The sequence below is a fragment of the Virgibacillus sp. LDC1 genome, assembly GCF_025792345.1.
Lineage (GTDB): Bacteria > Bacillota > Bacilli > Paenibacillales > Paenibacillaceae > Paenibacillus_AQ > Paenibacillus_AQ lautus.
The window spans coordinates 3,936,079-3,955,005 of record NZ_JAOXLZ010000001.1 but is presented as its reverse complement, the minus strand read 5'-3'; the positions used below and the strand labels follow the sequence as shown (position 1 = coordinate 3,955,005).

Genomic DNA, 18,927 nt, shown 5'->3' with positions numbered 1-18,927 from the left:
AAAAAGCGCCTAGGAAGGGGGTTCCAGGCGCTTTTCCATGTGAGCTTTAATTAAGACTTTGATTTTCCTCTTCGAATGGATTTTTTGATTTTATGAAGCAAGGGTCTACGGTAAACGGAGAGCATGATGCGCAGCAAAATATAGAGTATCAATGTAGACAGGATGCTGTTGATGAGGGCACCGACAAGAAAGTTGACGCCCATATCGCCTAATCTGCCAAAATGGCTCGTCTCAATTCGATAATCCGTCTCAGGCACAGGCACCGAGAGGGCATCTTCGATTTCAAAGGTTTGGGGAAATGTGGTGAACAGATGCACAAATACCCCGATTCTATAGTTTAAATAGAACAGGATCGGCCACAATACGGAGCCTGCCGAAGCTGCAAGGAAGGCGGAGGGGATGTTCGCGCGAACCAAGCGAGACAACAGCGGAGCCAGCAGCAGATCAATGCCAAAGGTTGGATACCAGCAAGGGAAGAAGCCTACGGCAAAACCGAGCGCAATTCGATGATCGCTATTTTGCATGCGGAGAGTCCGGAGAATATAGTATTTCAGTCGTCGAATGTATTTATGAAGCAAAACCGTCTCCTCCTGCACGTACTAAATACAATAATGAAGGGATTGGAACCCCAAATCATATGTAGGGGATTCTATTTATAATAGGAAGAACTTTCAAGAATTATATAGTAGTGCTTGTAAACCGTCAATCGATGAAGGATCAATATATGTGTGGAGTATTACTTTGACATGCATAGTAATATGCGTTATATTATACCCATTCCATTCCGTTAGGGAGGTCCGGGTATTTGATTGAATCCTTACATAACAGTGATTTGATACGTGGCAATATTGATACCTTTATTCTGCGCGTGTTATCGGACGGGGATAATTACGGCTATCAGATCATTAAAGAAATTTCGCTACGAAGCGGGAATCGATTTGAGTTGAAGGAGCCTACATTATATTCCAGTCTGAGAAGGTTGGAGAAGCAGGGATTCATCCGTTCCTATTGGGGAGAAGAAACCCAGGGCGGAAGGCGCAAATATTACAACCTCAGCCAGGAGGGACAGGGACGCTTGCTGCAAAATCAGGAGGAATGGAAGGCTGCGCGCGAGATTATCGATGTTCTGATCGGGAACGGAAAGGAGCTGACAGATCAATGACCAACAGGCATGACTTAGAGATCTTTGTGGACCGTCTATTTGCGAATCAACGCAAAACCAAGGAAGTGGTAGAGCTGAAGAATGAGGTTCTCAGCAATTTGGAGGCGCGGGTTACGGATTATATGGAGAACGGCATGGAATATCAATCAGCCATCAGTCTGGCGATCGATAACATCGAAGATATCGAGGCCCTCATTGACGATAATCAAAAAGTTTACAGCTACCGTTTCCGGTATGACCTTGTTCAGAGCGCGCTTATTTATTCCTTGTTGGCGTGGATCGTCACCATCCCGGCCCGATTTTTGCCAAGCGGTATAGGGGTGAACACCCTCCTGCTGTGCGTCGTTGTCTTAACCGGAGCGGTGTATCTTTCCATGTCACGGCATCTGAAACGGTATGAGAAGCAGACAGCTGTCATCAACGCAGGTAAATTGGCCAAATGGAGCAAAGGGGCATGGTGGCTGTGGTCGATATTTATCGTCGTTGTATCCATGTACACCTTCGTGATTCAATACGGCAGTGATCTATGGTTTGGGCGAGAATTGCGGATCGATGGGCCCTATTCGTTCTATGTGACCGTCATGCGATATGCCATCCCAATGACGTCGGTCATCATTCCGCTGCTTGTCCAAAAAGCTTGTAAACTAACCCTTCGACTTGAGGTGAATGAACCATGAGCAGAAAAAATTGGCTGATCGTTGCACTCCTGCTTGTCGGCGTAGCGGGTATGGCTGCATTAGAGGGAGTCATCAAGCCCAGGGCCAACGAACAGGCCGTTCAATATGAAGCGGCGCAGAATGATCCGTTAACGCATGATATCCGGAATTCGTTAGGCTTCGCCAGCCCGTATATGGGGAATGCCGGGAACCTGATCAATTTGAATGCTTCGCTTCCGATGCGTGACATCGGGCGCACATTTCAGCTGTACCCGGAGGAATTGACGGCCGAGCTCCGATTCCAGGCCAGGGCTGGTGATCTGCAAGAGGAGAAGCTGAAGCAGCTGCTGGTTTATAATTCCACTGCGAATTTTGCCATGATTGATAATTTGCAGAAGCTGATCTTCGTCTTTGAAGACCAAGCCTTCACCATCCGGCGGGACGAGGTGGAGTCGTGGTATGGCAGCCAGGTTACGCTTGCTTCATTACGGGATGCCGGGACATGGGAGAAGGAAGTTCAATCCCGTCTTGATGATAGGAAGTATGTTAGTGATTACGTAGAGAACCTGGTTGAACGTAAGTATCTATAGAGATAAAAAGCGTGCAGTAGAGTTAAAGCGAAGGGGAGTATAGGGATGGGAGCGGAGCAACGCCAATTAAGTTTGGGTGCTTTTCTAATGAATTACGGCCATCATATCGCCGCTTGGCGGCATCCCGGTTCGGCGGGGGTCGGAGCCGTGGATTACGATTTCTATAAGCGCTGCACTCAAGCAGCCGAACGCGGGAAATTCGATATGGTATTCCTTGCGGACAACAACTCAATTCCATTGATCGAGGATTTGCAGACGAATGTCAGCTTTCTGCAGCCTGAAGCGCTGACCATGCTCAGCAGTCTGGCTGGCGTTACGGAGTATGTTGGATTAGCCGGCACGGCATCTACCACATTCAACGAGCCCTACGCTTTGGCAAGGCGCCTCTCCACGCTGGATCATATCAGCGGCGGCAGAGCCGCATGGAATGTGGTGACCTCTACGAAGGATGCAGAGGCACGCAATTTCGGCTCGGCTGTATTAATGGAGCACGGGAAGCGGTATGAACGGGCGGAGGAGTTTCTACAGGCTGTGACGGGATGTTGGGACAGCTGGGAGGACGATGCCCTTGTGTTGGATCGGCAGAGAGCTGTCTTTGCGGATACGACCCGGATTCATCGGGTGCATCATGAAGGAGCGTTTTTCAAGGTGGAGGGTCCGTTGAACATGCCCAGATCTCCGCAAGGCAGGCCCGTTATCATTGAAGCGGGAACCTCGGAAGCGGGAAGAAGGCTGGCAGCCCAAACAGCCGATGTTGTGTTCACGGCCTGTGAGAGTAAAGAAGATGCGATAAGGTATTACCGCGAGTTTAAGGACTTGCTCAAGGAGTATGGACGGGAAGGGGAAGAGGTGAAGGTGCTGCCGGGCCTGCTGATCTTCCTCGGAGAGAGCGAAGCCGAAGCATTGGCGTATCACCGGACGTTCAGCGAGCTCATCGTGCCGGAAGCAGGGGTGAAATATGTATCTCAATTGCTAAATGCGGATTTGACCGGATATCCGGTAGACGGTCCGCTGCCTGATCTGCCGAGGGAAGGGAACAGCAGCCGGGCGATCATGATTATGGATATGGCTGCGAAATCGGGCATGAGCATTCTGGAGCTTGGCCGGCATTACGCGGTCTCCAGAGGTCATATGACGATGATCGGAACCCCGCAGCAGATTGCCGATCGGATCGAGGATTGGTTTCGAAGCAGGGCTTGCGACGGATTCAACATAATGGCCCCTTTGCTTCCGGGTGGTCTCGAACAGTTTGTGGATCGTGTAGTACCGCTGCTCCAGCAGCGCGGCGTGTTTCGCGAGGACTATACAGGCAGAACGTTACGGGACCATCTCGGTCTCATCCGGCCGAAAACCCAACATGAAAAATAATTGACGACAAAATTAGACGGTGCTATAATCCTACTTAACATATCGGAAATAATAGAATTAATGCACATTCTACCGGACAGCCGGAGATGCATCCTTGGATCAACTTGTGATCCGAGGAGTGTCTTCGGCTGTTTTTTTAGATATCAGACTTCGAAGCAGGGGCTTTCCTGATATCGCAAGAAAACCTGCCTTTGAATCGCGGTCGCTCATCCTTGAAAAAACCCCGATAGAGGTTTTCTTATATGAATCTTACGAGGAGGCTGCAATGATGAAGTATAGAGCGCTGGGCAGAACCGGAGTTCAAGTGTCGGAGGTGAGTCTGGGGACGATGGCCTTCGGGCGCTGGATCGATGAGAGGGCTTCGGCCGCCGTATTGGACCAGGCACTTGGTTCTGGCATTAATCTGATCGATACGGCTGACGTGTATGGCACGGGCATGGATAACGGAAATGTAAACCAGCTCGGGGAAGCGGAAGACATTCTAGGCAGGCTGCTGAAGGAGCGAAGACAGTACATTCTCCTTGCAACCAAGCTGCATAACCGCATCGGACACGGCATCAATGACCAAGGTCAAAGCCGCTATCATATTTACCGCGCGCTGGAGAACAGCCTTGCCCGGCTCCAAACGGATTATATCGATCTCTATCAAGTACATCGGTTTGATGAGTTTACCCCGCTGGACGAGACGCTTGAGGCGCTTACGGATCTTGTGCGTCAGGGCAAAGTTCGCTATATCGGCTGCTCGAACTACGCCGCTTGGCAGCTTGCCAAAGCCCACGGCATCAGTGCGCTGCATGGCCTTCGCCGATTCGAGAGCGTGCAGCCGGAATACAGCCTCATTACGAGGGAGATCGAACGCGAGCTGATCCCCTTTGCCCTGTCCGAGCAGGTCGGGGTTATCGTGTACAGTCCGCTCGGCCGGGGCATATTGTCAGGGAAGTACCGGGCGGGCGAAGCTCCCCCATCGGACTCGCGCCTGGCTGCAGGTGAACAGCGATTACAATTGCTGCTGAACCAGAGGCATGCTCTTTCTATTGTAGAAGCGATCCGGCCGCTGGCTGAGCAGCGGGGATGGACGCTTCCGCAGTTCGCCCTGAACTGGGTGCTCAGCCGCCCGGGCATCACGTCAGCCATTGTCGGGGCATCCAAGCCCGAGCATATCGCGGAAACATTGAAGCATTCGGATGAGCGGCTGACAGAGGAAGAACTGCAGGAGATCGACCGCTTAACGGAGGAACTCCGCGGATAAAGCGGATATATAGGTGACACACCCATACAGCACGATATCAACGATAACCAATATGAATCAGGAAGGTGACACAACCATGAGTTTAAAACGTCGTCAATTGCATCTTGGATTGTTTTTATTCGGGACAGGCTATCATCCAGCGGGCTGGAGACTGCCCGAAGGCAAGACGGACGGGGCTTACGATCCCCAATTCCTGAAGGAGGTTGCCCAGAAACTCGAGCAGGCCAAGTTTGATTTCTTCTTCTTGGGGGACCGGTTGGCCACGAGCGCCGATATGCAGCATTTATTCCCTTCCCAAATGACGCGGCTGGAGCCGTTTACGATGCTGTCCTATCTGGCTGCGGCAACGGATAAAATCGGTTTGATCGGCACGGTGAACACCACCTATGCCGAGCCTTACAACATCGCCCGCTTCACGGCATCGCTGGATCATCTTAGCCAGGGCCGGGCCTCATGGAATGTCGTGACAGGCTCCGATCCGCGGGCCGCACTGAATTTCAGCCGGGAGAAGCATTGGGATAACGCCAAGCGGTACGACTACGCCGAGGAATTTATCGAAGTTGTGAGCGGGCTGTGGGACACCTGGGAGGATGACTCTCTTCCGCGGGACAAAGCAAGCGGCGTGTTCGCCGACGGAAGCAAGGTGCACACGCTGGACCATGTCGGCGAGCACTTCTCCGTCGCCGGGCCGCTGAACATTCTGCGCCCGATTCAGGGGCAGCTACCCCTAATCACGGCGGGAACCTCCCTGCGCAGTCAAATGCTGGCGGCCAAATATTCCGACATGGTCTTCACCGGAACGAATGTGAAGGAAGTCGCCGTGAAATTTTTCAAGGAAGTGAAAGGCCGTCTGGCGGAGTATGGAAGGGAGGATTCGGATTTGAAGGTCCTGCCGGGGCTGGTTCCGATCGTGGGCCGGACGGAGGAAGACGCACGGGCCAAATATGCGGAGCTGAATGAACTGGTTGTGACCGATTACGATCTGGGTCCGCTGTCGGATAAGATCGGGATCGATCTAAGGGGATATTCCCTGGAGGATCCGCTGCCGGATGTATCCGCTTCGGAAACGGCACTGCAATGGGCCGACTTGGCCAGAGGGGCCAACGGGCGCGAGGATATTACGGTCAGGGATCTGTTCTATTTCTTCACCGTGACGGTCCGCGGGCATCTGCTTGTTGTCGGCAGCGCGACGCAAGTGGCGGATATCATCGAGGAATGGTTCCGGGATGAAGCGGCTGACGGATTCAATGTGTGCCCGCCTTATATGCCGGGTGGACTGGATTTGTTCCTGGAGTTGGTTGTCCCCGAGCTTCAGCGTCGGGGATTGTTCCGTACCGAATATGAAGGCAGCACCTTCCGGGAGCACTTGGGATTGAGCCGCCCCGGGAACCGCTATGATCTGATTGCGAAGGGGTGAGCCTGATGGGAACGAGGAAAGCCAAGAAATTCCGCGGCATCTGGGCAGGGCAGGCGGTTTTGCTGCTGATTATACTGGTCATCTGCGAGCTTCTGGTTCGTACGGAAACCGTCAGCAGCCTGTACCTGCCCGCACCTTCCCAGGTATTCCGAGAGCTGTTCAAACTGTTCGGCGACGGGGAGATTTGGAAGCATCTGTATGTCACCCTGGCCGAATTCGTTGCGGGCTACGGCATTGCCGCCCTTGGCGGTTTGGCCGTCGGCATGGCTCTGGTGCTGATCCCTTGGGCGGAGCAGTTCTTCCGGCCGTATCTCTCGGCGCTGATGGCGATTCCGAAAGTCACGATTGTGCCGCTGCTTGCGCTTTGGCTCGGGATCGGGGTCACGCATAAAATATCGATTGTGTTTCTGTTCTGTTTCTTTACGATCACGGTCAATACGATGACCGGCATCAAACAGACGGCGGACAATCATCTGAAGGTCGCCCAAGTATTCGAGGCCACGCGGTACCAGACCATCATGAAAGTGATTTTGCCATCGGCTTCGCCAACCATTTTTGCGGGTCTGCGCCTATCGGCTGCAACCGGACTGGTCGGGGCTCTGTTTGGGGAGATGCTCGCGTCGAAGGATGGCCTTGGGAATATTCTCGTGAAGGCGACATCGCTGTATAATACCGCGCAGGCCTTTGCTATCGTAGCGCTGGTTACCGTTGTATCCGTACTTATTATTTCATTCATCGATTTGTTGGAGCGCAATGTGTTCTTGAAATGGAAATCATCATAGTTCATCAGAAAAAGCTTCACTTACAGGGGGAGAGATCCATATGAACAGAAGAGAAATACGTCCATACCTTATAGCTCTTGCGGCGATATGGCTGATCGCCATGACGGCCGGCTGCGCAAGCGGTCAAGATAGCGGCAAGGGAGCAGCATCGTCCACCGGAGACGGAGAAAGCGCGGCAGGCACCAAGCTGGAGAAGATCCGGTACGCCCCGCTTAGCGGCGTCAGTGGATTGGCGGTGTCCTTCGGGGCGGAGAAGGGATTCTTTGAGGAGGAAGGGCTTGACGTCGAATTTATCACCACCAAGGACCCGATTGCCGGTCTGACCAGCAAGGACATTGACGTGGTTGACGTGGCCACGACGACGGCGATTGTGGCTGCGGGCAAGGGCGCTCCCGTCAAAATCGTCTCCTCCATGTTCCGGACCAAGGGGCCGTTCTATCTGATTGCCTCGCCGGAGATAAAGAGCGTGGAAGACCTGAAGGGCAAGAAGGTGGGCATCGCCGTGTTCGGCAGCGGGCTGGAGGTGTATACGCAGGTCATCCTGAAGGAACATGGGTTGGAGCCGGAGGATGTGACCTTCATTGCCAACAGCACGCATCAGGCGGCTTACGCGAGTCTGGAAACCGGGCAGGTCGACGCCACCATCATCCATGAGCCGTTCGCTTCTCTTGCGGAAAAGCAGGGGAAAGGCCATATCATCGCTACAGGATGGGATTACCTGCCGACCTTCCACACCGGTGTGCTGGCGGCGCGCGACGGTATTCTGGATGAGAAACCGGAATTGGTCGAGAAGCTGCTGCGGGCCTATTTCAAATCCCAGGAATATGCGAAGAGCCATCCGGAAGAGTACAAGGCTTACTATCTGAAAAATATCGAGATCGATCCCGAGGTGCTGGATCTGGCGCTCGAGCGTGAAGAGGTGCTGTGGGAGAACAATCCGGACGTGGACATCAATGCGCTGAACGACACCCAGCAGATTCAGAAGGAATTGGGCTTCCAGGATGAGATCTACAAGGTGGAGGACATTCTGGACCTCAGATTTATTCCGACAAAATAAAGTGTGGCAGGAGGCCTTCCTATGTCTGGCTTTACGGTGAAAAATGTCTCGAAGGTATATGACGGTGATCTTCCTACGATCACGCTTCAACATATCAATTTGCAGGTCCGGGACGGCGAATTCCTGTGCATCCTTGGGCCGAGCGGCTGCGGGAAAAGCACGCTGCTCGAACTGCTGGCGGGGTTGCAGCTCCCGACGGAAGGCGAGATTTTGCTGGATGGCGCGAAGGTTAAGGGACCCACCCGGAGCTCGGGGGTTGTATTCCAGGATGCATCCCTGTACCCGTGGCGGACGATTTCACAGAACGTGGGTCTCGGGCTGGAGCTGGGCGGCATGAAAAAGACGGAGCGGCAAACGCTCGTAGACAAATATCTGAATATGGTCGGTCTCCAGGGATTCGGTTCAAAATATCCCCATCATCTGTCGGGAGGCATGCGGCAGCGCGCAGGGATCGCAAGGGCACTCGTGAGTAGTCCGAACATCCTCCTGATGGACGAGCCTTTTGGCGCGGTGGATCATCTTACCCGGCTTCAGCTTCAGTTAGATCTGCTCCGCATATGGCAGGAGGAGAAGAAGACGGTGGTATTTGTGACCCATGACGTATCCGAAGCTGTTTTTCTCGCAGACCGAGTCGTCCTGTTGTCCCCGCGTCCCGGGCGAATTCACCATATTTTCGACGTTCCCCATGAGCGTCCACGCAAGCGGGAGGATGCCAGTCTGCTGAAGATTCAGAACGATATCTACTCCGCGATTTATGATGTGAAGACGGAAGCGGATTTGGAATTTACTATTTAAAAACAGCCGCTGGAAATCAGAAGGGACGTGAAGCTATTGTCAAATGTCGTAAGCAAGGAATGGGTGCTGGAACAACTGCAGTCGAACCCGGGTCAGCTGGTTATCGCGGATGTCCGATTCAGCCCGGGCGATCCGGGTTACGGCTTTGAGGCTTACCGGTATGAGCATGTGCCCGGCGCCGTATTTGTTGATTTGAAAAAGGATCTGATGGATCCGCCAGGCGAGCATGGCGGCCGGAGTCCGCTGCCGCAACCGGATGAGCTTGCCCGGCGATTCGGCAATCTCGGAATCGATGCGAGTACGCCTGTCGTTGTCTATGACGATGATCTTCGGCCGGAAGGAGCGCGGTTATGGTGGATTTTGAAATACCTGGGCCATGGGTCGGCATATATATTGGATGGAGGATTCGCAAGCTGGAAGTCAGCCGGATATCCGCTTACTTCGAAGAAGAGCGAGTTAACTCCGCGTGTATTCCAGGCAAGTGTCCAGAAGGATTGGCTGGCTGATGTGAACGAGGTGAGGGCAAAGCTTGGCGCAGCCGGCGTGACCCTGCTCGATTCAAGGGACTGGAAACAGTTCACGGGAGAAACAGCGCCGCTGGATTCGGTGGCCGGACATATTCCGGGGGCGGTGCACGCCTTTTGGAAGGACGGGATGGACGAGGACGGTACATGGAAGGGAGCAGAGCGGCAGCGGGAACGTTTTGCCGGAATATCTCCCGAGGATGAAGTGATTGTGTATTGCGGCTCCGGGCTGTCCGCGTGCCCGAACGTGCTGGCTTTGCAGGAAGCCGGATACGGTAAGGTGAAGCTGTATGCAGGCAGCTGGAGCGACTGGATCAGCTACAAGGACCATGAGATTGCCGCAGGTGAAGTTTGATCATGGATCATGCTGAGACTGGCGCAAGTTAAGGTGCTTCTCGCAGGTTATCCCGACTTGACGTAAGATTTATCGACGGTATAGTTGAAAACATAACTGTTCGAAATCGACATGCGGCAAGGGGGTTAACAACCTTGATGGAATGTAAAAGTTTTATTGGCGCACATGATGAACATTGGGAAGATGACGGCTTAAGAAGCCACCAGGAACTTGAAATTACGTTGATAATGGAAGGAAGCGGCCGCTTTTGCGCGCACGGCAGGGAAGCGAGAGTGGAATCCGGGAACGTAGTTCTCATTCCGTCCGAGGTTCCCCATTCGTTCCACGCGTTGTCCCCTATTCGCTTCGGCGTGCTTTTGGCAGACCGCATTCCGTCTGAGGTGAAAGGGCTGTTCGACAGGCTTATTCAGGATGGCCGCACTCGTATCATCGCCCTGTCCCGTCTGGATCGGGACCGTTATGAACGCTTGTTCCGCGAATGGCTGAGAATCCGTTCTGCTCCGTTGAAAGACCCGATACGGAATTATACGGTCTGGGTGGAGCTGCTTTTATTGTTTCTTAACGAACACGCCCATTCCGATCATCAGGCGCTGTCCATCTCGTTCATCGGCGACTACATCCGTCAGCATATCCGGGATCCAATACATGTCTCTACCCTGGCGGAAATGGCGGGACTGTCCGAGGATGGCTTCCGCAAGCAGTTCGCCAAAATATACGGCATGACCCCGAAGCAGTACCAGCAGCAATGCCGGCTTGCGGAAGCGAAGTGGCTCTTAAGCTCCTCCGATAAAGACCTCCAGTCGCTTGCCGAATCGGTCGGCTTCTCCCAGCTTCACTCGTTCTCGCTCTGGTTCAAAAAAATGGAGGGCTGCCCCCCATCAGAGTGGAGAAACCGGCAGCGCCTATATCATCACTAACGCGCTTACGATAGCCTACCGCGGATGCAGACGAGTTTTGCGTAAATTTGGTTCGGTTTTCGGTAACGACTTCCTCTTCCGGATCCACTAGGATAAGGATACTTGAAGCGTGCATGTTTCGCTTCAGGTTATGCTGACGGACAGAAAGGGAGGTTTGTTATGAAGGTGACCATCGGACAACGGGAATTGGAGTGGGGAGGTAAATACCTCACGGAATTAAGAGACTGCAATGACATGCTAGAGGATACGGTAGCGCTGCGAAACCGGCTGCAGGAGGATGGATATCTCCTGATTCGTGGTTTCCATAAGCGGGAACAAGTCTTGAACGCAAGAATGGAGTTCTTGAACAAACTGGGGGCCATGGGCAGGCTGGATCCCCATGCCCTTGTCGAAGACGGGATCATCGGATCGGAGAATAAGGGCGGAATGTGGGGCGGCAGTACCGAGCAATTGCAGCCGGATTTCCCCCAGTTTTTGGACGTCGTCAATTCGCCGACGGTGCTGGACTTCTTTGGACGATTGCTGGGCGGCGCCGCGATGACATACGACTACAAGTGGCCGCGCGCCGTCGCTCGCGGAGGCAATACCGGCGCTCATTACGATGTTGTGTATATGGGTAGAGGCACGAAGAATCTGTACACCATGTGGACGCCGTTTGGGGATATCCCTCTTGAAATGGGAACGTTGGCGATGTGTCTCGGGTCCCAGCATTTTACGAAAATCAAGCAGACCTACGGGGAAATGGACGTTGATCGTGACAATGTTGCCACGGGCTGGTTCTCCGAGGACCCCGTCGAGATTGTGGACCGCTACGGCGGGCAATGGGCGACGACCGCTTTTGAAGCCGGCGACGCCATTATATTCGGAATGTACATGATGCACACCTCGCTGAACAACAACACCAACCATTACCGAATCAGCGCGGATACCCGTTATCAGCTTGCATCCGAACCGGTGGATGAGCGATGGATCGGCCGCAAACCCAAAGGTCATTATGCTTGGGGACGCACGCCGCAGAAGTCGGTAGCTGAAGCCCGCATGGAATGGGGAGTATAAGCGTTCCCATGGCTTAAGCTCGGATTGCGAGTAGAGCACATCGCAAAAAAAAGAACACAAAGCTCGCCGACCAGATCACTGGAGGCACAGCCATGGGCTGTGTCTTTTTGTTGTTTTTTACCTGATGAAGGCAGGCGTAACTGCCAGGGTTCCACGGTAGCTGGAAACATTCTTTTTTTGTGAGGGAGGGATATCATGTGAAGGAGTTGGCCTTTGAGTATGCCGAAATGAAGTACTGCATACCGTCGGATATGGAAAGAAAGGGCGGAATCTGGATTCTCCGTACAGGCCGCAGCACGGCAAAACCCCATTATTACGTGGGCCCCAAAGTATCCGAAAACTATTCGCTGCATTTTGTTCTAAGCGGAAAGATCTCACTGGCTTACGGGGATGAGGAGGTCACTTTGTCGGAAGGGGACGTCTTTTGCCTGTTCCCTCATACGAGGTTCAGTTACTGGGAACCGAATCGCCATTCGGAGCCGTCGCTGCGTACGCAGTGGGTCGTCCTGGATGGAGAATTGACCGACAGTGCATTGACCCGGATCGGGTTACATCCGGGCAAGCCCTTTATGTTTGCCGTGATGAAGGGGGAGCTGCAGGCGGTGTTGAATCAAATATACGGGTGTGTGGATGACGATACCATTGGCAACGAATTTGGACGACAGAAATGGTTATATCAGCTGTTTGAACTGCTGGCTGCCGCCACGGTCAAAAGAGGGAGTAAAACGAACTGGCTCGAGCAAAGCGTTCATTATATGGATTCCCATTACATGGAGGGGATCACGGTCACGGATGTTGTCGAGTATGCCGGCGTACACCGGACGCATCTGTATTGTGAGTTTATTCGGGTGTATGGCATCAGTCCGAGTCATTATTTAATGAAGCTGCGGATGGAGCGGGCAGCGGTGCTGCTGACCGAAACCGATGTGTCCGTGACGGAGGCTGCTTTTTCGCTGGGATATTCCAACCTCCACACGTTCTCGAGAGCGTTCGCTAAATATTACCGCACGTCCCCCAGCTCGTATCGGCAGCAGCACGTGCCGGTACCCATATAGTGAATCAGACGGGTAGGATAACAGGACTGTGACAGGGTGGAGCATAAGGCCCGTTGCAGTCCTTTTTTGCTTGGCAAGGCAGCAAGAGCCGTTAAATAGTGTCGTTTTATCCTTGAAATGGCTAAGATTTCCAAGTGATTTGCGTGTAGGATAGAATGGATCAACCATTCTTGGTGGTCACACGGCTATGAGATGAAGGGAGGGATCGAGCGGTCAGGGGGATGAGCAGCACGGGATCTTCGAGCTTTTTTCCGTTTATTACATTTCAAGAAAGAGGTGTTATTCATGAAAAAGCTAAGTGTGTTCAGAAAGAAAATGACGACAATGCTTATGGCTGGCAGCTTGTTATGCGGATTGTTGGTACCGATTCAAGCGTCGGCTGCCAACGTTGCATTTAATGAGCCGCTGAACGGCACGAACCCTAATCTGTTTTATACTTCCGATGGATGGGCGAATGGCCCGGATTTCGGGGTGGGCTGGAAGGCGGCAAACCAGGAGTTCTCTAACGGAATTATGGCTTTACGGCTTGACAATGCGGGATGCCCTGCGAACTGCTCGGGCAAATCCTACGCTTCCGGTGAATATGCGACACATCTGAAGTACGGCTATGGCCGGGTTGAAGCGCGGATCAAAGCGGCTAAGGGAACGGGCTTGGTGACGAGCCTCTTTACGTATTCCGGTCAAGCCACAGGCACGTCCAATGACGAAATCGATATTGAAATCCTGGGGAAGGACACCACGAAGATGGAAACGAATTATTTTACCAATGGCGTAGGCCAGCACAGCACCATCATCAATTTAGGGTTTGATGCGTCGCTCGATTTCCATAATTATGCGTTCGAATGGTCACCCTCGTCCATCAAGTGGTACGTAGACGGCCAACTGGTTCATACGGAGAATGGCTCCCGCGGGGCGCTTCCGACGAGTCCGGGCCATATCATGGTTAATCTGTGGTCAGGATCGGGACCGGCTGAGATATGGACCGGAACATTCAATTACCCGGGTTCGCCGGTACGCGCGTACTATGACTGGATCAAATTCACGCCGGCCAACTAATTTATCGGGTATTCGGCAGATGATTTTATCAGGTATGTTGGAGTTTCTTTGATTAGCATCCGCTTATTGTTCTGGAATCATCGCACCAACAAGCTGTCCCAGGTCAGAAATGACATTTGGGGCAGCTTTTTATTTACAACTATGAAATATAGATGGTAGAGTTTTTTACAACAAATGTATGGATGCAACGCTTACAAGAAAATATCGGTTATGGAGGGATTTATCATGCCATCGATCATGCGGGAAGAAGCGATACCGAAGGAAAAAGTAATATTAGCCAAGAATTATCCGATTTTTGTCGCCGATACGATTGGCGTGACCAGCCCCTATCAGAAGCTTCATTGGCACAACGTGCTGGAGATAAATTACATCAAATCCGGTATGGGTTACTACATCATCAACGGGCAAAAATTTGAATTCCAGCAAGGGGATGTACTGCTCATCAACTCGAATGATCTTCACTGCGCTTACGAGACGAAGGATCTTGTCATGACCGTCATTTCTTTTGATTCGACTTGGTTTATCCATAACCTCCGGTTCGATCCGGAGCTGTTCAGCCCGTTTCGCGAGATGGGCAAGCATTACATGAACCTGATCCCCCGCGACCATCCGGCCATGGGGAAGCTGCGTTCGCTGCTGTTTGAGCTGCAGGAGGAGCATGTGGGGGAACAGCGGTCTTACGCTACGGTAGTATACTCGCTTCTGCTCCAATTTCTTGCCACCGTAAACCGGCAGTGCCGGATCGAAGGGGAAGGCGGAAGCGAACCCAGCATCAGCGAACGGCAGCTGGAGAAAATGCGTCAAGTCATCATGGTGATGGAGCAAAATTTCGCCCACCCCTGGACGCTGGAGGAGTTGGCTTCCCTGGTCTATCTCAGTCCTTCCAGGTTCAGCGAAATATTCAAGCGTGCGGTCGGCATGCCGCCCCTCTTGTACCTGATCCACATTCGGCTGGAGCAGGCGGTCACGATGCTGGAAGGAGGCCATATGAAAGTGATGGACGTCGCCCTGGAATGCGGCTTCCGCACGCTGACCAATTTTAATCGTCTGTTCAAAAAGCACATCGGCATGACGCCGAAGGCTTCACAAAAGCAGCATTCCTAAAAACCAGTGAAATAGTGCTGGTTTTTGCTTGTTTTAGCAGAGAAATGAGCCTGGTCAGGCGATACAATAAAATGGCAAGCATCTCAAGAATGTGTCAATAAACCTAACACAAAATAAAAAGGGGGAGATGCCCATGCCGCAAATCGGGATCGGCAGCAGGACGGAGACACATGTGAAGAAAGGCCGCTTGCGCCGCTTTCTGAAGCAATGGGATATACAGCTGATGGTGCTTCCGGCCATGATGTTCATTCTGGTTTTCAGCTACATTCCCATGTACGGGGTACTCATGGCGTTTCAGGACTACAGTCTGTTCAAGGGGTTTCTGAACAGCCCGTGGGTCGGCTTCAAGCATTTTGAGATGTTTTTTGGGGCGCCGGAGTTCTGGACCATTATGCGGAACACCTTGGTCATCAGCCTGCTGAAGCTGTGCATCGGGTTTCCTGCACCGATTCTGCTCGCACTGATGCTCAATGAGGTTGGGAGGCATTCCTTCAAACGGATCGTCCAGACGATCAGCTATCTGCCTCACTTCTTGTCGTGGGTCATCGTCTCGGGCTTTGCGATCTCCATTCTGTCCACGGACAACGGCAGTCTGAACATTCTGCTGCAGAAGCTGAGCCTGATCGATGAACCGATCAATTTTCTATCGGAGCCGAAGTACTTCTGGAGCATCCTGACGGTAACGAATGTGTGGAAGGAGATCGGTTTTTCCTCCATTGTGTATTTGGCGGCCATTGCGGGCATTAATCCCCAACTGTATGAAGCGGCTTCAATTGACGGTGCGAGCCGTCTGAAGCAGATCATCTCCATCACTATTCCGTCCATTATGCCGATCATCGTTGTGTTCTCGATTTTGGCGATCGGCAACTTCCTGAATGCCGGCTTTGAGGACATTTTGCTGCTGGCTGGTAATCCGGTATTGCGGGATGTCAGCGACGTGCTGGACACGTACGTCTACCGGATTGGCATTCAGAACAGCCGATTCTCCTACGCTACGGCGGCGGGTCTATTCAAGGCGATCATCAGCGTATTGTTGTTGGCCGGAGCCAACTACTGGGCCCGACGGTCGGGGAACAGCCTATGGTAGGGCAGAAAGGGGAGAGATGCATATGAGGCTGTCAAACGGAGATCGGGTATTCGTTGGGTTCATCTACGGCTCTTTGGCATTGCTGGCATTTATCGCGCTGTACCCATTCTGGAACGCTGCCGTCATCTCGTTTAACTCGGGGACCGACACGATGCAGGGCGGCATTACGTTCTGGCCGCGCGAATTTACGCTGGAGAATTACCGCGTAGTGTTCAAGGACGAGCGCCTCATTGACGGGTTCGTCATCTCGGTGCTCCGTACGGTGACCGGTACTTTTCTCTCCATTGCAGCAACCGCCATATTCGCTTATGGCATATCTAAACGCGAGTTGATGGGCCGGAATTTTTATATGGTCACCTGCATCGTGACGATGTACTTCAGCGGCGGACTCATTCCGAATTATTTGCTTATTCGGGAGCTGGGCCTGATGAACTCGTTCTGGGTTATGGTCGTACCAGGCATCATCAGCGTGTGGAATATGATCATATTCCGGACGTTCTTTAAGGGCATCCCGCCCGGCCTTGAGGAGTCGGCCCATATCGACGGTTCCTCGAACTGGGGCGTATTCTTCCGAATCGTGCTTCCGCTATCGGGACCGGTCATTGCGACGCTGTCGTTGTTCACGGCCGTGTATCACTGGAATGATTGGTTTGCGCCAAGCATTTACATATCCAACACGGATCTGCTGCCGATCCAGACGAAGCTTCAGCAGATCCTCAATGCCAACATCATGATGGAACAGATGCAGAACATGGATGCCGCGGCGCAGGGCCGGATGAGCGCGATGAAGGCCGTAACGACCAAGTCCTTGTCCATGGCGACCATGATGGTGGCAACCGTCCCGATCCTGTGCGTATACCCGTTCGTTCAGAAGTATTTTGTGAAGGGCGTATTAATCGGTTCTTTGAAGGAGTAATTCAACAGCCATCTTGCCAAGGGTTTGAAGCGGCAGCTTTGACCATAGATGAATCATGAAGGGAGCACTTGGAATGAAAAAAAGGGGAAAAAGGCTTCTATCTGCATGGTCAGTCACGCTTGTCATCATCATGGCTTTAACGGGATGTTCGGGTTCGGGAGGGAATGCCGCAAGCCCGGAGAAGGAAGGCCCAAGCTCGCAAAACAATGAGAAACCAGCCGGAGAGGATACCTTTGTGCTGGGAGAGAAGCCGCTGGAATTCTCGTTCTATGGCCACTATGACTGGTATACGATGCCGGATTGGGGCGCGGATCTTGCAACCAAGTGGATCCAGGAGAACAAGAAGGTCAACGTGGTTCCGGTCAGTTCCGGCGGCGTTGCCAAGAACAAGCTCAGTACGATGATTGTGTCCGGGGAGCTGCCGGATGTCATATGGATGGAACGGGGCGCGGAGGTCGAGAAGCTGCGTGCCGAGGGCATGCTGGTGCCGTTCGACGATTATCTGGATAAATACCCAAATCTGAAAAAATGGGCCGGGGAATCCACGCTCGATCTTCTTCGCTCGCCGGACGGAAAGCTGTATCAATTCCCGAACTGGTATACAACGCAGCCGAACGGCAATGCCGGCTATCTCGTCAATAAAAAGATATACGAGGAGCTTGGATCGCCAAAACTGGAAACGCCGGATGATCTGTACGCCTATTTGAAGCAAGTGAAGGCGAAGTATCCGGGTGTCGTTCCTCTGGAGGTTGGCCAATCCGCAGCGGGCGTGGACATCATGGTGTCTGCTTTTGCCGAGAACCGCCCGTATACGTTCAACAGTATGATCGCCGTACCCCAGGGGGATCAACTTGTGTCGCTGTTCACGGATCCCGTTTATCGGGAGCTGCTTCAATACATGAGCCGATTGTACCGCGAGAAACTCATTACGCAGGATGCCTTCACGCAGAAGCTGGAGCAAGTCGAGCAGAAGATTCTGAGCGGCAACGTGGCGGTTTATGTAGCCTCCAGCCCGACCGAATTCGGTTCCAAGGGCAACAATCTGCTGAAGGCGCAGGACCCTGATGCCGGTTACATCATGATATGGCCGGTACACAAGGAAGGATTGGATCGCGACAAGATTTTCCCGGGCGATTACAAGCAGCTAGGCTGGAATGTCAGCGTCATCACGCAAGCGGCGAAAGATCCGGAAGCTATCTTTGCTTTCCTGGATTGGTTCACCGGTCCCGAGGGCCAGCGGACGATCATGTGGGGCCCTGAAGGCTTGTACTGGGACGGGACGGACGAAGAGGACATGCCGCTGTTCACCGATAAATTCACCAGCGATGCGAAGGGGCGCGATGAGTTGATGAACGCCACGGTGAACTTCCAGTGGAACGGCAACACGGTGTATGTCGACAATTCCAAGATGAAATTCGAATCTACGCTGCCGCCGGAGAAGCGGAACTTTGAAACGTATTGGCAATCGGAGATTACCTGGAAGACGCAGATGAACACGACGGAGTACGTCAACCTCGATCCGGCAGGCGATTCCGAGGAGGGCATAATTGCGCAGCGTGTGTTCGAAATTTATGAGCAGGCCAGAGCCAAGGCAATCAGCTCGGCCTCCTCGGATCAGGAAGTGCTCTCGCTTCTGGATAAGGCAGAGGCAGATGCGCAAAAAGCGGGTTACGACAAGCTATTACAGTACAAAACAGCAAAATGGCAGGAGAATAAGCAGAAGCTGAAAGCATCGAAATAAACGTCACGGCGAAGCCGTCCATTCCTTCAGGGGCTTGCGG

The 18,927-nt window shown here is 52.8% G+C and carries 19 protein-coding genes; 18 read left to right on the top strand and 1 reads right to left on the bottom strand.

Features of this window, described 5'->3' with window-relative positions:
* Positions 1–50 precede the first annotated feature (50 nt).
* Positions 51–578, bottom strand: a complete 528-nt coding sequence (locus OHJ21_RS17820; RefSeq protein ID WP_100538895.1) for a DUF2062 domain-containing protein — start codon at positions 576–578, stop codon at positions 51–53.
* 227 nt (positions 579–805) lie between these two features.
* Here OHJ21_RS17820 and OHJ21_RS17815 point away from each other — a divergent pair, with 227 nt between their 5' ends.
* From OHJ21_RS17815 to OHJ21_RS17730, 18 genes are all read left to right on the top strand, one after another.
* Complete coding sequence (locus OHJ21_RS17815) at positions 806–1,162, top strand: PadR family transcriptional regulator (protein WP_100538894.1); 357 nt, start codon at positions 806–808, stop codon at positions 1,160–1,162.
* The gene (locus OHJ21_RS17810; protein ID WP_100538893.1) at positions 1,159–1,839 is read left to right on the top strand and encodes a permease prefix domain 1-containing protein; all 681 of its coding nucleotides are present in this window, start codon (positions 1,159–1,161) and stop codon (positions 1,837–1,839) included. The genes OHJ21_RS17815 and OHJ21_RS17810 overlap by 4 nt, the downstream gene beginning before the upstream one ends.
* Positions 1,836–2,408, top strand: coding sequence for a DUF4825 domain-containing protein (locus OHJ21_RS17805; RefSeq protein ID WP_100538892.1), 573 nt, complete (start codon positions 1,836–1,838; stop codon positions 2,406–2,408). The genes OHJ21_RS17810 and OHJ21_RS17805 overlap by 4 nt, the downstream gene beginning before the upstream one ends.
* Positions 2,409–2,453: 45 nt before the next feature.
* Positions 2,454–3,776, top strand: coding sequence for an LLM class flavin-dependent oxidoreductase (locus OHJ21_RS17800; protein WP_486020731.1), 1,323 nt, complete (start codon positions 2,454–2,456; stop codon positions 3,774–3,776).
* 268 nt (positions 3,777–4,044) lie between these two features.
* The gene (locus OHJ21_RS17795; protein WP_486020729.1) at positions 4,045–5,025 is read left to right on the top strand and encodes an aldo/keto reductase; all 981 of its coding nucleotides are present in this window, start codon (positions 4,045–4,047) and stop codon (positions 5,023–5,025) included.
* Between the two features lie 76 nt (positions 5,026–5,101).
* Complete coding sequence (locus OHJ21_RS17790) at positions 5,102–6,442, top strand: LLM class flavin-dependent oxidoreductase (RefSeq protein WP_100538889.1); 1,341 nt, start codon at positions 5,102–5,104, stop codon at positions 6,440–6,442.
* Between the two features lie 5 nt (positions 6,443–6,447).
* Positions 6,448–7,224: an ABC transporter permease gene (locus OHJ21_RS17785; protein ID WP_100538888.1), complete on the top strand. Its 777-nt coding sequence runs from the start codon at positions 6,448–6,450 to the stop codon at positions 7,222–7,224.
* Between the two features lie 40 nt (positions 7,225–7,264).
* Complete coding sequence (locus OHJ21_RS17780) at positions 7,265–8,281, top strand: ABC transporter substrate-binding protein (RefSeq protein WP_100538887.1); 1,017 nt, start codon at positions 7,265–7,267, stop codon at positions 8,279–8,281.
* A 21-nt stretch (positions 8,282–8,302) separates the two neighbouring features.
* Complete coding sequence (locus OHJ21_RS17775; protein ID WP_100538886.1) at positions 8,303–9,076, top strand: ABC transporter ATP-binding protein; 774 nt, start codon at positions 8,303–8,305, stop codon at positions 9,074–9,076.
* A 36-nt stretch (positions 9,077–9,112) separates the two neighbouring features.
* Positions 9,113–9,955 carry a sulfurtransferase gene (locus OHJ21_RS17770; RefSeq protein ID WP_486021052.1) on the top strand — a complete coding sequence of 281 codons (843 nt, stop codon included), beginning with the start codon at positions 9,113–9,115 and terminating at the stop codon, positions 9,953–9,955.
* A gap of 137 nt (positions 9,956–10,092) precedes the next feature.
* Positions 10,093–10,872 carry a helix-turn-helix transcriptional regulator gene (locus tag OHJ21_RS17765; protein WP_486020726.1) on the top strand — a complete coding sequence of 260 codons (780 nt, stop codon included), beginning with the start codon at positions 10,093–10,095 and terminating at the stop codon, positions 10,870–10,872.
* Positions 10,873–11,031: 159 nt separating this feature from the next.
* Positions 11,032–11,928 carry a phytanoyl-CoA dioxygenase family protein gene (locus OHJ21_RS17760; protein ID WP_486020725.1) on the top strand — a complete coding sequence of 299 codons (897 nt, stop codon included), beginning with the start codon at positions 11,032–11,034 and terminating at the stop codon, positions 11,926–11,928.
* Positions 11,929–12,125: 197 nt separating this feature from the next.
* Complete coding sequence (locus tag OHJ21_RS17755) at positions 12,126–12,983, top strand: helix-turn-helix transcriptional regulator (protein ID WP_486020723.1); 858 nt, start codon at positions 12,126–12,128, stop codon at positions 12,981–12,983.
* Positions 12,984–13,268: 285 nt separating this feature from the next.
* Positions 13,269–14,039, top strand: coding sequence for a beta-glucanase (bglS, locus tag OHJ21_RS17750; protein WP_326119353.1), 771 nt, complete (start codon positions 13,269–13,271; stop codon positions 14,037–14,039).
* Between the two features lie 225 nt (positions 14,040–14,264).
* A complete protein-coding gene (locus tag OHJ21_RS17745) occupies positions 14,265–15,143 on the top strand; it encodes an AraC family transcriptional regulator (RefSeq protein ID WP_015737064.1) in 879 nt (292 codons plus the stop codon).
* A 133-nt stretch (positions 15,144–15,276) separates the two neighbouring features.
* A complete protein-coding gene (locus OHJ21_RS17740) occupies positions 15,277–16,230 on the top strand; it encodes an ABC transporter permease (protein WP_100538881.1) in 954 nt (317 codons plus the stop codon).
* A gap of 22 nt (positions 16,231–16,252) precedes the next feature.
* A complete protein-coding gene (locus tag OHJ21_RS17735; RefSeq protein ID WP_100538880.1) occupies positions 16,253–17,146 on the top strand; it encodes a carbohydrate ABC transporter permease in 894 nt (297 codons plus the stop codon).
* A gap of 73 nt (positions 17,147–17,219) precedes the next feature.
* On the top strand, positions 17,220–18,887 hold the full coding sequence (locus OHJ21_RS17730) for an extracellular solute-binding protein (protein ID WP_100538879.1): 1,668 nt from the start codon (positions 17,220–17,222) through the stop codon (positions 18,885–18,887).
* The last annotated feature ends 40 nt before the right edge of the window (positions 18,888–18,927 follow it).